Here is a 15,395-nt window from a genome sequence, read left to right on the forward strand (position 1 = left end):
CTTTTCACTTTGCCTCCCCGACGTGCGCAATCAACGCATCCAGAGCCAAAGTATACCCGATCGCGCCAAAGCCGCAAATCATACCGACCGCCACGGGCGCAATCATGCTTTTGTGACGGAACGTTTCGCGCGCATGGATGTTGGACAAATGCAATTCGACCACCGGCATTTCAGTGCTCAGAATCGCATCGTGCAACGCAATGGATGTGTGGGTGTAAGCGCCCGCATTCAACACGATACCGGCAAAGGTGCCTTTGGCGGCGTGGATCGCGTCCACCAACGCACCTTCGTGGTTGGACTGACGGCATGTCACAAGGGTACCGCGGGCTTCGCCGTGCGCCACGCACATTGCTTCTACGTCAGCAAGAGTCGTATGGCCGTAGATCTCTGGTTGGCGAGTGCCAAGCAAGTTCAGGTTTGGCCCGTTTAAAACTAGGACGGATGACATGAAAAATACCTTTGAGTTGCGCAGGTGTTAGCGACTTATAAGGGGGGGTGTCTAGTGCGGGTTGTACATCACGTGTCAAATAGGATCAGGCCAAGCCATTCTGCCACAAGAGCAGGCGCGGTTTGGCCGTCGATTTCGATGCACAACTCGCAAGTCCGAAGCAGTTCTTGCGGCTTGCGGCGCGCCGCGTTCAACAAGGTGAATCGCCCGCGAACACGTTGACCAGCACAGACTGGTGAAACAAAGCGCAACCGGTCAAATCCATAGTTGATTGACATGGATTGCCCACAAAGAACTGGAAAACAGTCATATGCAAAGCGACTGGCAAGGCTGAGCGTTAAAAAACCATGCGCAATTGTGCCGCCGTAAGGAGTGTCATGCGCTGCCCGGTCTGGGTCCACGTGGATCCACTGATCGTCGTGCGTGGTCGCCGCAAACTGATCGATCATTGCCTGATCTACGGTGATCCAATCCGAGACACCAATTTCCTGCCCAATCTGGGCTGTTAGGGTGGCAAGGGCCTCGGACATGCTCATTTTAAGGTCGCGATGCGGCATGCGATTCGGGTTACGTTGCAAGGCAGGAGGGCACTGATGGGCTTGGGGTTGGTCAAAAGGGGCCTCCGTGACTATGCTAGTGATGATGGAACAAGAATACCGCCAACCCCGTTTTGCACCAGCCCCCGGCGCTGCTGATTTGTATTTGATCCGCCACGGCGAAAGCGCTCCAGCGCAGGTCGGCATCAACTTTGCGATGAAGGACGGGCATGGAGACCCCGCGCTGCATCCTGCGGGCGAGGCACAGGCGATTGCCGTTGGCGCACGTTTGAAAAACGAACAGTTTGACGCGCTTTACGTAACGAAACTGATCCGTACCCATCAAACCGCAGCACCTTTGGCCGCGCACCTTGGATTGGTGCCGCGTGAAAATCCGGATCTACACGAGGTGCACTTAGGGGATTGGGATGGCGGGCTATATCGCATCAAGGCCGCAGAAGGTGATCCTGTTTATCAGCAAGTGCTTGCTGAGCAAGACTGGTCTGCCATTCCCGGTGCCGAAACGCGCGACGCGTTTTTTGACCGTGTGCGGCGCGGATTGTTGAACATCGCCACGGCTCATGCGGATCAAAAGGTCGCCGTTTTTGTACATGGCGGCGTGATCGCGGCGGCAATGGCGCTCGCAACTGGATGCGCGCCGTTTGCCTTTTTGGGCGCGGCCAACGGGTCCATTAGCCGTCTGGTGATCAAGGACAATCAGATGTCCGTGCGCGGCTTTAACGAAACGCAGCACATGGACCACCTTTAAGGCGCTGTCAGCACGATTTTACCCAAAACCTTGCGATCAGAGATCAACGTCAAAGCCTGCGCGGCATCTTGCATCTCAAATCGTGACGAAACCTGCGGGCGTATTTGATTTTTCTCATACAGATCAAATAATTCAGCCATGTTTGTCATGTGATTTTCAGGATCGCGATAGATGGATGCGCCCCAAAATACGCCTACGATTTGGCAAGACTTCAGTAACGCCAAATTCAGCGGGATCGCCGGAATTCCAGCTGGGAAACCAACCACCAAAAAGCGCCCGCCCCATGCCATCGAACGGATCACCGGTTCGGCATAGTCCCCGCCCACGGCGTCATAGGCGACATGAACGCCATCTGGTCCCGCGATATCTTTGATGCGTCCTGCAAGCGCCTTTTGGGCGGCGCGGTCCATGACGCGCGGATAGATGATCGTGGCGTCAGCCCCAAGGGATGTGCAAAAATCAGCCTTGTCTTGTGAACTGACAGCCGCAATCACCCGCGCACCGGCTGCCTTGCCCAACTCGATGGCCGCCGCACCGACACCGCCAGCCGCGCCAAGAATTAAAAGGGTCTCCCCGGATTTTAATTCTCCTCGATTTTTCAACGCGTAATGAGACGTGCCATAAGTGAAAACAAAGCACGCTGCTTCGTCAAAGGGCATCGCGTCGGGCATTTTCAAACAGGCCATGGCAGGGGCACACACCTGCGTTGCAAAGCCGCCAAACCCCGTCATCGCGATCACTTTGTCGCCGATGTTTAACCCCGTCACGCCTTCGCCAAGCGCGTCAACCACACCAGGAACTTCACCCCCCGGTGCAAATGGGCGGGGCGGTTTCATCTGATACAGATCGCGTATGATCAACGTATCAGGAAAGTTCACGCCAGCCGCTTTGACGGCAATTCGCACTTCGCCTTTGTTTGGGGTCAGATCCGGCGTTTCGCGCCATTCCAGCGTTTCAGGACCGCCGACGGTTGAACTAAGTATCGCGTGCATGGTGTGATCCTTTTGGTGACGTGACGGCACGGGTGCACTACACCTGCCTTTAAGGGCAACGTGGGCCTCAGCGGCGCGGCTGTAAAGCGCGGCGTGCGGCGACGTTGCGACAGTGCAGTATTAGGGAGGATGAGCTATGGACCCCAACACATTGTTTTCATTAAAAGGCAAGGTGGCGCTGGTCACCGGCGGCGCAACCGGCATTGGGCGCATGGCGGCGACAGGACTGATGATGGCCGGTGCCCATGTGCTGATTGCAAGCCGCAAAGGCGACGCGTGCAAAGCTGTGGCGGAAGAATTGAATGCCATGGATAGCCCCGGCAGCGTCGAAGGGTTTGCAGGCGATGTCGGCTCCGAAGACGGGATCGCGGGTTTGGTGGCCGAGGTGAACGCCCGCACTGAAACGCTGAATATCCTGATGAACAATTCCGGCGTCACATGGGGTGCGCCTTTGGGTCAATTCCCGCACATGGCTTGGGAAAAAGTGATGAATGTGAATGTGGCCGGATTGTTCCATCTCACACAGTCGCTGCTGCCAATCCTGATCAAGACGGGCACGCCCGATGATCCGGCGCGTGTCGTCAATGTCGGTTCGGTGATGGGAGAGGTCGCACTCGGCGACGGGGCTTATTCCTATGCAGCCTCAAAGGCGGCTGTGCTGCATATGACCAAGATCATGGCCAAGGAGCTGGCCGCGCATCATATTACGGTTAACGCGCTCGCACCGGGGCCATTTGTCAGCAAAATGACCGCCTTTGCCACAGCGGATGAGGGGATGCGCGACAAAGTGGGGCAAGATGTGCCGTTAGGCCGTGTGGGGCGCGACGAAGACATCGCCGGCTGCATGCAGTTCCTGTGTGGCATGGGGGGCGCATATCTGACGGGTGCGGTGCTTCCAGTTTCGGGCGGTATTCAGGTGATGAGCGGGCCGAACTTGTTCCGCGCGGCCCTTGAGGGGTAAGGCGATGATCGATTTCACAGGGCAAGTCGCCATTGTGACGGGTGCAGGTGCCGGCCTTGGACGCAGTCATGCGCTGGGTCTTGCCGCACGAGGCGCACGCGTTGTGGTGAACGATATGGGGCAGGGTGCGGACGCCGTGGCCCGCGAAATCGAATCCGCAGGCGGGCAAGCCATAGCGCATCACGCCGATGTCTCGGACGAAGCGATGGTATCAGACATGGTCGCGCACACGATAGATCGTTGGGGCCGCATCGACGCGCTGGTCAACAACGCAGGCATCCTGCGCGACAAAACATTCGCCAAAATGGACATGGCCGATTTCCGCAAAGTCATCGACGTGCATTTGATCGGATCAGCCAATTGCTGCCACGCGGTCTGGTCCATTATGCGGGCGCAAGGTTTTGGGCGGATTGTGCTGACGGCCTCTGGGTCCGGGCTTTACGGCAATTTCGGGCAAGCCAATTACGGGGCGGCCAAGGCGGCAATGGTTGGGCTGATGAACGTGCTGCACATCGAAGGTGCACGTTACGACATCCGCGTGAACACTTTGGCTCCGACGGCTGCCACAGCCATGACCAAAGGGTTGCTGCCCGAAGCGGCTCTTGATCTTTTACAGCCAGAAACGATCACGCCGGGTGTGCTTTTTCTTCTCGGCAAGGACGCGCCCAGCCGTACAATTTTGTCCGCCGGGGCAGGCACTTTTGCAGTCACGCAAATCCGTGAAACCCAAGGGGCGTTGATAGAGGGTGATATCACCCCCGAAGCTGTCGCCGCACAATGGGATCAAATTACCGATGCGACCGATGTAGAGAACATTGAAAACGCCTTTGCTCAAACCCGCAAATACGCCCTACGTGCCGCAAAAGCCAAAGGGATCGCCCTTGACTGGTAAGACGCAATCCCGCTTCATCTTGCCAGATAAACTCCGGGGTCTGGGGCTGGCCCCAGTCCTGCGTTCTCCACTCAAAAAGGACACTTGATCATGCGCGACGCCGTCATCGTCTCAACCGCCCGCACGCCTATCGGAAAAGCCTACCGTGGCGCATTCAACTCCACACCGCCGCAAACACTGGCCGGGCATGCGATCGCCCATGCGGTCAAACGTGCTGGGATTGAAGGGGCCGAAGTACAGGACGTTGTGATGGGCGCCGCATTGCAGCAAGGCCACCAAGCAGGCAATATCGCGCGACAAGCCGCAATGCGGGCCGGATTGCCTGTCAGTGTGGCCGGGATGAGCCTCGATCGCCAATGCGCCAGCGGCATGATGGCGATTGCGGCGGCAAGCAAACAGGTGATTCACGACGGCGTGGATGTGGTGGTGGGCGGCGGTGTCGAATCCGTCTCGATGGTGCAAACGCAGGATATGCGGGTCCATTCAGATCCTTGGTTAAAATCCAACATGCCCGAAATTTACATGTCGATGCTTGAAACCGCCGAAACCGTGGCCGAACGCTACGGGATCAGCCGAGAGGCGCAAGATCGCTACGCCGTCCAATCCCAAGAGCGCACGGCGGCAGCGCAAGCGGCCGGTAAGTTTGACGATGAAATCGTGCCCGTAAGCACGGTTATGAAAGTCCAAGATCGCGAAACCAAAGAAATCTCCGACGTCGAAGTCACCCTAGGCAAAGACGAAGGCAACCGGCCCGGGACGACCTATGACAATGTCTGCAGTCTGAAACCTGTGTTCGCCAACGGCATACACATTGCACAAGGCGGCTTTATTACAGCAGGAAATGCGTCACAGCTTAGCGACGGTGCCGCAGCATCTGTAGTGATGGAGGCATCCTTGGCCGAGAAAAAGGGCCTTGCGCCGCTAGGGCGATGCATGGGCGTTTGGGCCGCGGGGTGTAACCCGGACGAGATGGGGATTGGACCCGTTTTTGCAGTGCCACGCTTGCTGGAGGCCCACGGGCTACGAATGGACGATATCGGCCTATGGGAGCTGAACGAAGCCTTTGCCGTGCAGGTGCTGTATTGCCGCGACACGCTTGGCATTCCCGATGAATTGCTGAACGTAAATGGGGGCGCGATTTCTATTGGTCACCCATACGGAATGTCTGGTGCACGAATGGCAGGCCATGCGCTGATTGAGGGCAAACGTCGCGGCGCGCGTTATGTTGTGTGCACCATGTGTGTCGGCGGCGGCATGGGGGCCGCTGGGTTGTTTGAGGTTCTTTAGGGGCGGCTTGTGCCGCGACCTTTGGCGGCGAGTATTTTTAGAACAATGAAAAGGGGCAATCGCCATTATGTCAGCCGAAAACCTGCTTCCGCCTGCGTTGCAAAAATTGCGCATTCCGATGATCGCGGCCCCTTTGTTCATCATCTCGGTGCCGGAACTGGTTATAGCCCAATGCAAAGCAGGTATTGTTGGGTCATTTCCTGCGCTTAACGCCCGCGAGGAAAAGGGTGAACCGCCGTTGTTGGACGCTTGGTTGATCCAAATTTCCGAAGAATTAGATCGCCACAATCAGGCCAATCCCGATAGGCCTGCGGCACCCTTTGCGATCAATCAGATCGTCCATCGTTCGAACACGCGACTGGATCGTGATCTTGAGATTTGCGCGCATCACAAGGTGCCAATCTGGATCACGTCCCTTGGCGCGCGGGTCGACGTGAACGAGGCGGCGCATTCCTGCGGTGGCGTCGTTTTGCACGATGTCATCAACAATACGTTTGCGCGCAAAGCTGTTGAAAAGGGGGCCGACGGGTTGGTGGCTGTCGCGGCAGGGGCTGGCGGTCATGCGGGCCAGCAATCGCCATTTGCCCTGATCCAAGAAATCCGCGAATGGTTTGACGGCCCCTTGGCCCTATCGGGGTCGATTGCCACGGGCGAGGCTTTGCTGGCAGCCCGCGCGCTTGGGGCCGACTTTGGCTATGTCGGTTCGCCCTTCATTGCAAGCACCGAGGCCAATGCCGACGGCGCGTACAAGCAGATGATTGTACAGTCAGGCGCCGAAGACATCGTCTATTCCTCGCTTTTTACTGGGGTCTGGGGCAATTATTTGCGCGGCTCGGTCGAGGCGGCAGGCATGGATGCGGATAATTTACCGCAAGCCGATGCCACAACAATGAACTTTGCATCCGGGTCATCCAAACCAAAGGCGTGGAAAACGATCTGGGGTTCGGGGCAGGGTATTGGTGCGGTCAAATCTGTGCAACCGGCTGGTGATATTGTCGCGCGTATGGCCAAAGAATATGCAGCCGCCAGCGCGCGCATCGCGGCAGAGCTTGGAGGGCAGCATGGCTGACACACAACGCCTGGATACCAAAGCAGTCGCGGATTATTTACGGGATCACTTGCCCGGTTTTGATGTGCCCATCGAAGCTGTCAAGTTTGAAGGGGGGCAATCGAACCCGACGTTCCTTTTGAAAACCGGTGCTGGCAATTATGTTTTGCGCCGCAAGCCGCCGGGGCAATTGCTGAAGTCCGCTCATGCTGTTGATCGTGAATTTCGGGTGCAGCGCGCATTGTTTGATAGTGATGTGCCGGTCGCTCGGATGCATGTGCTGTGCGAGGATGCGGCGGTTATCGGGTCCGACTTTTATGTGATGGATCACGTGGTCGGGCGCAATTTCAATGAACCGACATTGGATGGGTTAACCACACAAGAACGCTCTGCCGTGATTGATGATATGAACCGTGTTCTAGCCGCCTTGCACGACGTCGATATCGATGCCGCAGGCCTAAACGACTATGGTCCACCCGGACATTACCTTGAGCGTCAGGTTGCGCGTTGGTCCAAGCAATACCGCGCCTCAGAAACCAAAGATCTGCCAGACATGAATTTGCTCATGCAACGGCTTGTCGACGAGATGCCGCCCGACGATGGACAACGCACGCTGGTCCATGGCGATTACCGGATCGACAATATGATCTTTGAAAGCGCGGGCACACGTTGTCTTGCGGTTTTGGATTGGGAACTTAGCACCATCGGCCACCCTTTTGCAGATCTGGCTAGCGTGATCATGCAATGGCAATTGCCGGCGGGTTCTGAGGGGCGCGGGCTGGCGGGTGTCGAGCGCGCAAGCCTTGGGTTGCCCTCGGATCAGGCTTTTATCGAAGCGTATTGCGCACGACGTGACCTGCCAGGCATCGATAACTTTGGTTACTATCTTGCTTTTTGCTTCTTTCGGATGGCTGCGATTATCCAAGGCGTATTGCGCCGGGCATTGGATGGAAACGCATCTAACCCCGAACGTGCAATGCAACTTGGCGTTTATGTACCGCTCTTTGCGCAAAATGGGCTTGAGGCACTTAGGTAATTTTATCATGTAGTTAAAGGCTTAACTTGAAGTGATCAGTGGCCTGTTTGAAATTATCGTCTGTGACAACAAGATCAATCGCCCAAAGTCGTTGAACCCGTTGACGGACGTGATGGCTGCCGACGGGTACATCAAGACTGTTTAAATTATCAGGCGGGGCTACTCCTTTGATAAAGTGATGGTCTTGGCAAACCGGCCTGTCGCGGTATCTTTGCCAAAACCGGGGGGCGTACATGGCACTGACATTAAAAACTGAAAAACTCGAACGCATTCGGCGCTGGAGCAATGATTATGTGTCTGCACGCACGTTCGCAGGTCTGTCTGTTTTGATCCATCAAAACGGGCAAGAGGTGTTTTTTGATGCAACCGGCCTGCGCGATGTGGAAGCAAAAACGCCCTTTGATCGTGGTACAGTTGCGCGGATTTATTCCATGACCAAACCGATCACGTCGCTTGCCCTGATGATGTTGGTGGAAGAAGGGCGCGTGCATCTTGATGCGCCTGTGTCGCGCTTTCTGCCCGAATTCGCTGAACCTCGTGCCCTGACGGAAGGTGCGACCGACCTTGATCAAACCACACCCTGCGCTGTGCCAACGTTACACCAACTGCTGACGCACCGTTCGGGTCTAAGCTATGCGTTCAACCCCGGCTTGGTGCCGCAGGCGATGGCAGAACAGGACATCACCTTTGCACCGCGCGCCGGCACATTGGAAACCATGTGCCAGAAATTGGCCACGCTGCCCTTGGCCTTTTCGCCGGGTGCGCGTTGGGAATATTCTGTGGGTATCGATGTGATTGGGCGCGTCATCGAGGTGGTGACGGGCCAAAGCCTCGCTGACGTGTTCCAAACCCGCATCTTTGCGCCGCTTGGGATGACGGACACGAGCTTTAGCGTCACGCCGGCACAACAAGACCGCTTTGCCGCGCTTTATACGCCATTGGCGGGCAACGCGATGGATCTGAATGCCGGCACCACAGGTCCTGAGTCACTGCGCCTTGTCGACAGCGGGCCGACGTCGCCCTTTACAGATCCCACATGCCTTAGTGGCGGCGGCGGGCTTGTCGGCACAATCGATGATTACGCGCGCTTTATTGAGGCGATGCGCACAGGCGGGCAGGGGCTTGTGTCGCCCGCGACGGCCGCCTTTATGATGTGCAACCACTTGGGCAGCGATATCGCCAGCCTTGGCCCATCTAGTTTTGCCGAACAGCCCATGCGCGGGGTCGGATTTGGCATTGGCGGCGCGGTGGTGCTGGACGCAGCCCTATCTGGAGTGCCGGGATCGCAAGGCGATTTCAGCTGGGGCGGCATGGCCTCGACCTTCTTTTGGATCGATCCGGTGCACGCCTTCAGTGTCGTTTTGTTTACCCAACTTAGCCCGTCTTCGGTCACGCCAGCGCGCGCAGAACTTAAAGCACTGGTGCAAGGCGCATTGATGTGACAGGCCGGTAGCAATATCAAAAGGATAGCCAATGTCAGACGCTCACCAAACTCTCCTTGATCTTCTGCGTGTAGAGGCGCTGGAAGTGGACCTGTTTCGGGGTGCCGGGCAGGGCGGCGAAACACCGACGCGCATCTTTGGCGGGCAAGTTATTGGGCAGGCATTGGCCGCTGCCTATCAAACGGTCGAAGATCGTTTGTGCCATTCACTGCACGCCTATTTTATCCGCCCGGGCGATCCCAGTATTCCGGTCATTTACCAAGTCGACCGCGCCCGCGATGGCGGCAGCTTCACCACACGCCGCGTGGTCGCGATTCAACATGGGCGGCAAATCCTGAACATGGCCGCATCCTTTCATGCGACTGAGGACGGTTGGAGCCACCAACACCCAATGCCCAAGGTCGAAGACCCGGGTGGCCTTGCAGATCGCGAAACCCTGCGCGCCAGTGTGGTGGATCAGATTCCAGAAGAACATCACGCCGAATTTTTACGTCCGCGCCCCATCGACATCAGAGAAGTCGCCCCGCGCGATTTCTTCGCACCAAAACCTGCCGATGACGTCAACCATCTGTGGTTCCGCATGGCCGCCGCGCGTGGCATCAGCCCCGCTTTGCAACATTGCTTGCTGGCCTATGCGTCTGACATGAATTTGCTGGGCTCATCGCTGCGCCCACACGGGCAGACGTGGTTCACCGGCAAGGTGATGACCGCCAGCCTTGATCACGCCATGTGGTTCCACGGCCCGGCCAATTTCAGCGACTGGCACCTTTATACGATGGACAGCCCTTGGTCGGGCGGTGCGCGCGGGTTTAATCGCGGCACCATCTATAACCGTGACGGCACCCTGATCGCATCGGTCGCCCAAGAAGGTCTGATCCGTCCGATGAAGCCTAAAGAATAACGGATCAGGTTCAAAGAACGCGTGGGCAAGTGTTTTAAATGACTGCCTGCCGGTAAAACAAAAGGCAAAGGCCAAACTAGGTTTGTGACCCATAAACACGGTTCAGTTTCCGCATTCCGCCGATCCAACGGTCATAGTCATCTGTTTTTCGTCGCATATAATCCAGAACGCCGGGATGGGGCAGAACCAAGAAATGCTCGGTTCGAATTGCTTCGACGCAGGCCTGCGCTGCCACCTTTGGTTCCAGCATGCCGTCAATGGCGGCCACATGGTCTTCGAACCCTTCGGTCATCGCGGTGCGCACGGCTTGGGGGCAAAGCACCGACACTTTGATCCCTGAATCCCCGTGGGTCATGGCCAACCATTCGGCCAATCCAACGGCGGCGTGTTTTGTGACCCCATAGGGGGCCGAACCAATTTGATTTAACAGCCCAGCCGCCGAAGCTGTATTGAGCAAATACCCACCCCCGCGCGCAACCATAAGGGGCACAACATGACGCGCCGCCCAAACGTGGGACATGACGTTGATTTCCCAAATGCGCTGCCAATCGGAATCCGGCACCTCTGCGCCGCCTTCGATCAAAATGCCTGCATTTGAGCAAAACACGTCGATAGCGCCGATTTCGGTTTCGACCTTGGTGATCATAGCCGCGATTTCAGGTTCGTGAGATACATCAACTGTGATTGCTATACCGTTGATTTCATCTGCGATAGACTGCGCTCCGGCAGTGTCACGATCGACGCACACAACACATGCGGCACCTTCCGACGCGAAAGCCAAACAAAGCGCGCGACCAATGCCGCTGGCAGCACCTGTGACGACGATGATTTTGTCTTTCAGTTCCATTGCGCACCTTTTTACCTTGGCTGCCGAAAGGGTAAGGCCACACATACTCTGTGCCAAGCCCAACGGCCCAAAATGCAGACTGCAACCTAAACGCACAGCGATTGGTGGATGAATGCGAGATGGGCAATGCAAGGCTGTTCCGATACATGACGACGTTGGAGGAATGTGGCCTTATCACGCGTCATGGCCGATGGGGTCCCAAACGGACGTGGGATTTGTTCGACGCCAGTGCGATCAAGTGGAGAGGGGATTGGCTTTGCAGCCAGTGTTGGGCCGAGCGAGGACACTCAGCAAGAGTCCATTGAACTATTTGTGGCACTGACCTTTGTGGAGTTTGAGGCGGATCAATGCGACCGCCTTTGGGTGCGCCATGTGCACGAAGGCAATGCCTGAATGAACTTTTGCACGCCAGGCTTGGAACTGGCAACGGGCAGGGCGTTTGTAGCCCTTCGCTGCAGTCGCGTGAATGGTTGCTTATGCGAATTTCTTTCAAAGGCGCAAAAATCCTAGGTGGAAGCATCCAGTAATACCAACTTCTTACGGTTCTTTTGGTGCCTGGCCAAAAGTTGATCCACCTTTGCCTGCTTTTGGACAGTTGGGCGTACTGTTGACCCAGATTTGCGGACAGATTCTAGTTCGGGAAAGATGTCAAAAATTTCCTTTCGCGCTTCCACGGTCAATGCTTGAAGCGCGCATGGGCCGGTGTGGAGGCTCTCGGCAGGAGCTCCGTTTGCGAAGACGATCTGATGGGATTCCAGAAGTATGTGGACGTAAGTGATCGGCGCAACCGAAGTCACTTGATCGATGCCTTCCGCTTCGATCAATTTGATTGCTGGGACGAAAACCTCCCTTTGTCCAAACATGCGCTCTGCGATCTTGGAAGCAATAAGAATGCGATGTTGTGGCGACACCAATAGATCAGTGCTTGGAAGATCTACTCCCAGCGCTCCTGCGCTGATGCGAACAGGTTTTAGATGCGGTGAAGCAAAAAGGTCTGCAGAGGACAGCTTGCGTGTGCCGATCCAAACCACCTTCTGTGCCCCGTTTTGTGCGGTTTCGACTTCGTCACCAACCTTCAAAGTCCCGATCTCTTGATATCCAATTGGCGTTTGGAGCAGTGTTTCTCTTGCAAAACAAACGACTGAATTCGTGATGGAGTTATTGAAGTTTTCTTGATTATAACGGTCGTCGAAATTGGGATTGAACGTGCCGAGTGTGATCGTTTCAATTTGGTCGGACGCGGCATTGATATTGCTTGCAGCTGCATCATTCACCAAAATCGCTTGAGACCCATCTGATAGGGAAACCAGTTCCAACGTGACATTGGACGTGGACCCATCAGCGTAAGTAATTGTAGAGCTAACGTAGCGATCGTTTCCTGTCTGTATCGTTGCTGTTTCGTCAGTGAAATCACCGTCTTCATCAATATCAACAATAAAACTGTCGCCGACATTCATGGCGTTGTTACCAAGTGCAAGGGTGCCGTCTGTTTGTATATCGACAACTTGACCTAGATCCGCTGCGGCCAGAACAGTACCTTGGGCTGCCGTACCGGCAACAGCCAGCGATGCCGTAAGATGAAAGCCGCTTCCAATTAATATTGCCATGGGAGACCTCAGATATCTGGGTAAGTTAAGATTTCGGCAAGTTTCTGGTGTAGGCAATGATGGCAAAACCCGCCAAACCGTTCAAAGCCGTCAGGACCCACTAATCCTGCACACTCAAAGTCGAGGGACCGTTGTCGGAGCGTAAAGGTTAACCGAGAATAGGCTTAGGGAAATGGTCGTAAAACAACATAATCCCAAAGTGGGAAGAAACGTAAAACCTGAACAAATCGCAATCACTGTTGACGCAATGGTGCAGCCTATGGATGTCAAGAAAAACGCAATGAACCACACCACGCCATCCCCATTAAACGACACTCCATATGCTTCGTTAACAGTGTCATGCGATGGTATTCTTGGATTGTATCCGGCCGCAGATCTATGTTTGTAAGTACCTCTTCTTACCTGATCCGGCTGCCGTAAAATCCTAACGCTCAAGTTATTGAAGCTATCAGATGGCAGTTTTTTCTCTTTCTGTCCTATGCTCATTTCTCGCCTAGTAACATTGCGATGATTGGTACGCATTTGTTGCCCTCCTTTTACCGAAGTTTTTATGCCGCAGTCCCTTGCGTGGCCGTCGAGAGCGAAACGTCAATCATGCTGGGACAAAGTACATAAATTCCATGCATTAGTATTTCGACCCGTGTTTCGAAAACGGGAACACACAGCTCTTCGACTGGGCAGTCGATCAGTATATTCATCTCTTCTCTTGAAGACGGCCCATTTGCGACTGGCTTTGGACGCGGTGCGGCGCCAGTACGTTGGTAGGATATTAGCGTGCTATTTACACCTATCGCTATATCTCCTTGCGGAAGGTTATTGCCCAGACTTCCGCTTAGAATTGCGCCTGCGCGCGGCCCTTCTTTTGTCTTTGCATCGTTTGAGTTCATCATCATGCAAACTGGATGCACGAAACCATGTGAACGCGTCACTAAGGCATCGCTTAACCAAATGTTTTTCAACGGCAAAAGACCTTCCCGCGTTACAACTTCGCAATTCCCGCAGATCCCAAAGTTCTCAAAAATTTGGGTGCTGGGTTGGGACTCGACTGCGACAGTCACGATGTTTTTTCCCGGCGATGCGATCTGCTTACGAGAAGATTGACTGAGGCGGTTACGTTTTTGGATAAATGAAAACAATTCTTAGGTATCCTTTCCTAATTTGGAATTGCATTTAGACATGCATTTCGGTTGGAAGATGAATTCGTGAGTGGTGAGTCGTGAGTGGTGGCAAGTGTGATTTCAACGCATGCGTTTCATGTTCATGACGTTTTAAAACACCTAGGGATTTGATTCAGATCGAAGCAGAAAATAACTCGCACTGTCGAACAGGCATCATTTTAAATAGTTCGGCAGTTGGGCACATACGATCGTCAAAAATACTATTATCCATTGTGGCGCGCATCTCTTTGATGCCAATTACCACTCTGAACTTCGTTGGGCGGAAGATTGCCAACGCGAGTCTCGATGTTTTGTACTGGATTTGATTTCTGCAACATTCAATTGTTCCTCATTTCAGCCCCTAGAACATTCGGTCGCATCTTTGATCGGTTGAACCAACAGGAATTGGTGCAGATCACAACTGCAGAATATAATGACAGGTTAAGTTAGGTGCCGTATTTGATGGAATGTTCGAGGATTAATGGTGTAAGTGGTTGATAATTATCCAGAAAATTTTATTCGGTTTTGGGTTTGGTGCCTAAATTTAGATGTGTGATAAAGTAACATTGAACGGCTCACGGGCATGTGATTTGCAAAAGCAAAAAACTGACTTTTCAAAAATGAAACCATGTTAGGGGCATTGTTGCACACGTCGCTTCGGGGATTCGCCGTGTGAGTCCGGCAAGATAGCTGGCTGGCATGAGCAGTTGCGCCCACAAGAAGTCCATGACCAACGATTGGTCGTCTTACAAAGACAGCTTGAAGCAGCACGGATCGTTTTCGATCTGGTTTGATCCGGAGATGTTTTGGGCACCGCGACCAAACGACAAACGCGGTCGGCAGTAGCAATTCAGTGAATTGCCACTCAGACCTTCCTGACGTTGAAAGGGCTGTTTGTCCGGCCATTTCTGGAGACAACTGGGTTCGCTTGGAACCTGGTGGGGGCCGTTGGACTGGTTTGGCCACCGCTCTTGGCGTACCCATCACTGAGCCCAAGGGCCAAATTCGTCTAGGGCAAGGGGCAGGCCGTCCTTCACCCGACTTTTGCAACAACGCCGTTTGATCTGGACATGATCTGTATTCCGCTACCGAACACAAGGGCTGCCGTTAGACAGTTCAAATTGTTCTTTGAAACAATCTTTCACCCAACAACGAACCCTCTTAAGGGCTTCATCGTTCTTGTTTTTCTCGTGAAAAACACTCCAAACTTCTCGATGTATTGATGGGGTGAAGTGATTGAGTAACTTCAACTCTTGCCACTCGTCCATCATGAATTTTGGTCCGATGCACGCAAGGTCATGTTCAACCGCTAATTTACGAATGGTAGCGAAATTGCTTGATCTTAAAACTGGTTGGCAGCCAAAAAATTCGAAGCCCATTTGCATTTCGGGTTGATGGTCAAATTTTGAGGACAGCCCAACCCATTGCTTTGTCATTCGACCGCTCATTGAGAACAGGTTCACTTCAATATC

General features: G+C 54.4%; 16 protein-coding genes and 1 pseudogene. 10 read left to right on the forward strand and 7 right to left on the reverse strand.

The features are described from left to right. Positions 1–4: 4 nt before the first annotated feature. Together aroQ and ABJF76_RS01215 are read right to left on the reverse strand one after the other, a co-directional pair. Positions 5–448 carry a type II 3-dehydroquinate dehydratase gene (gene aroQ, locus ABJF76_RS01210; RefSeq protein ID WP_413819354.1) on the reverse strand — a complete coding sequence of 148 codons (444 nt, stop codon included), beginning with the start codon at positions 446–448 and terminating at the stop codon, positions 5–7. A 68-nt stretch (positions 449–516) separates the two neighbouring features. After that, the gene (locus ABJF76_RS01215) at positions 517–984 is read right to left on the reverse strand and encodes a MaoC family dehydratase (protein WP_413819353.1); all 468 of its coding nucleotides are present in this window, start codon (positions 982–984) and stop codon (positions 517–519) included. Positions 985–1,078: 94 nt separating this feature from the next. Here ABJF76_RS01215 and ABJF76_RS01220 point away from each other — a divergent pair, with 94 nt between their 5' ends. Then, complete coding sequence (locus ABJF76_RS01220; protein ID WP_413819374.1) at positions 1,079–1,753, forward strand: histidine phosphatase family protein; 675 nt, start codon at positions 1,079–1,081, stop codon at positions 1,751–1,753. Here the strand turns inward: ABJF76_RS01220 and ABJF76_RS01225 are convergent. Further along, positions 1,750–2,745 (reverse strand): NADPH:quinone oxidoreductase family protein, encoded by a 996-nt coding sequence (locus ABJF76_RS01225; protein WP_413822484.1) that lies wholly within the window; start codon positions 2,743–2,745, stop codon positions 1,750–1,752. The two genes, ABJF76_RS01220 and ABJF76_RS01225, sit on opposite strands and share 4 nt — an antisense overlap. 136 nt (positions 2,746–2,881) lie before the next feature. Here ABJF76_RS01225 and ABJF76_RS01230 point away from each other — a divergent pair, with 136 nt between their 5' ends. The 7 genes from ABJF76_RS01230 to ABJF76_RS01260 all read left to right on the forward strand — a co-directional run bounded on the left by ABJF76_RS01230 (position 2,882) and on the right by ABJF76_RS01260 (position 10,312). After that, positions 2,882–3,706, forward strand: coding sequence for an SDR family NAD(P)-dependent oxidoreductase (locus ABJF76_RS01230; protein WP_413819351.1), 825 nt, complete (start codon positions 2,882–2,884; stop codon positions 3,704–3,706). Positions 3,707–3,710: 4 nt separating this feature from the next. Then, positions 3,711–4,598, forward strand: a complete 888-nt coding sequence (locus ABJF76_RS01235) for an SDR family NAD(P)-dependent oxidoreductase (RefSeq protein ID WP_413819350.1) — start codon at positions 3,711–3,713, stop codon at positions 4,596–4,598. Positions 4,599–4,688: 90 nt separating this feature from the next. Beyond that, complete coding sequence (locus tag ABJF76_RS01240; RefSeq protein WP_413819349.1) at positions 4,689–5,885, forward strand: acetyl-CoA C-acyltransferase; 1,197 nt, start codon at positions 4,689–4,691, stop codon at positions 5,883–5,885. A 67-nt stretch (positions 5,886–5,952) separates the two neighbouring features. Then, positions 5,953–6,954 (forward strand): NAD(P)H-dependent flavin oxidoreductase, encoded by a 1,002-nt coding sequence (locus ABJF76_RS01245; protein ID WP_413819348.1) that lies wholly within the window; start codon positions 5,953–5,955, stop codon positions 6,952–6,954. Then, a complete protein-coding gene (locus ABJF76_RS01250; RefSeq protein ID WP_413819347.1) occupies positions 6,947–7,969 on the forward strand; it encodes a phosphotransferase in 1,023 nt (340 codons plus the stop codon). Before ABJF76_RS01245 ends, ABJF76_RS01250 begins: the two co-directional genes overlap by 8 nt. 233 nt (positions 7,970–8,202) lie before the next feature. Beyond that, positions 8,203–9,411, forward strand: a complete 1,209-nt coding sequence (locus ABJF76_RS01255; RefSeq protein WP_413819346.1) for a serine hydrolase domain-containing protein — start codon at positions 8,203–8,205, stop codon at positions 9,409–9,411. Positions 9,412–9,442: 31 nt separating this feature from the next. Beyond that, complete coding sequence (locus ABJF76_RS01260) at positions 9,443–10,312, forward strand: acyl-CoA thioesterase (RefSeq protein WP_413819345.1); 870 nt, start codon at positions 9,443–9,445, stop codon at positions 10,310–10,312. A 76-nt stretch (positions 10,313–10,388) separates the two neighbouring features. On the opposite strand, the gene ABJF76_RS01265 is transcribed toward ABJF76_RS01260, so the two are convergent. Beyond that, positions 10,389–11,159 carry an SDR family oxidoreductase gene (locus ABJF76_RS01265; protein ID WP_413819344.1) on the reverse strand — a complete coding sequence of 257 codons (771 nt, stop codon included), beginning with the start codon at positions 11,157–11,159 and terminating at the stop codon, positions 10,389–10,391. Between the two features lie 165 nt (positions 11,160–11,324). Here ABJF76_RS01265 and ABJF76_RS01270 point away from each other — a divergent pair, with 165 nt between their 5' ends. Next, a complete protein-coding gene (locus ABJF76_RS01270; protein ID WP_413819343.1) occupies positions 11,325–11,552 on the forward strand; it encodes a hypothetical protein in 228 nt (75 codons plus the stop codon). A gap of 113 nt (positions 11,553–11,665) precedes the next feature. On the opposite strand, the gene ABJF76_RS01275 is transcribed toward ABJF76_RS01270, so the two are convergent. Continuing rightward, positions 11,666–12,766: a Hint domain-containing protein gene (locus ABJF76_RS01275; protein WP_413819342.1), complete on the reverse strand. Its 1,101-nt coding sequence runs from the start codon at positions 12,764–12,766 to the stop codon at positions 11,666–11,668. A 548-nt stretch (positions 12,767–13,314) separates the two neighbouring features. Next, positions 13,315–13,902: a hypothetical protein gene (locus ABJF76_RS01280; RefSeq protein ID WP_348336937.1), complete on the reverse strand. Its 588-nt coding sequence runs from the start codon at positions 13,900–13,902 to the stop codon at positions 13,315–13,317. 720 nt (positions 13,903–14,622) lie between these two features. On the opposite strand from ABJF76_RS01280, the pseudogene ABJF76_RS01285 reads away from it, so the two are divergent. Continuing rightward, positions 14,623–14,885: pseudogene (locus ABJF76_RS01285) on the forward strand (transposase); the annotation flags it as partial. A 123-nt stretch (positions 14,886–15,008) separates the two neighbouring features. Here the strand turns inward: ABJF76_RS01285 and ABJF76_RS01290 are convergent. Further along, positions 15,009–15,395: hypothetical protein (locus ABJF76_RS01290; RefSeq protein ID WP_413822485.1), on the reverse strand; the 387-nt coding region annotated here is incomplete at its 5' end.

This window comes from Tateyamaria sp., assembly GCF_039940735.1.
Classification (GTDB): domain Bacteria; phylum Pseudomonadota; class Alphaproteobacteria; order Rhodobacterales; family Rhodobacteraceae; genus Tateyamaria.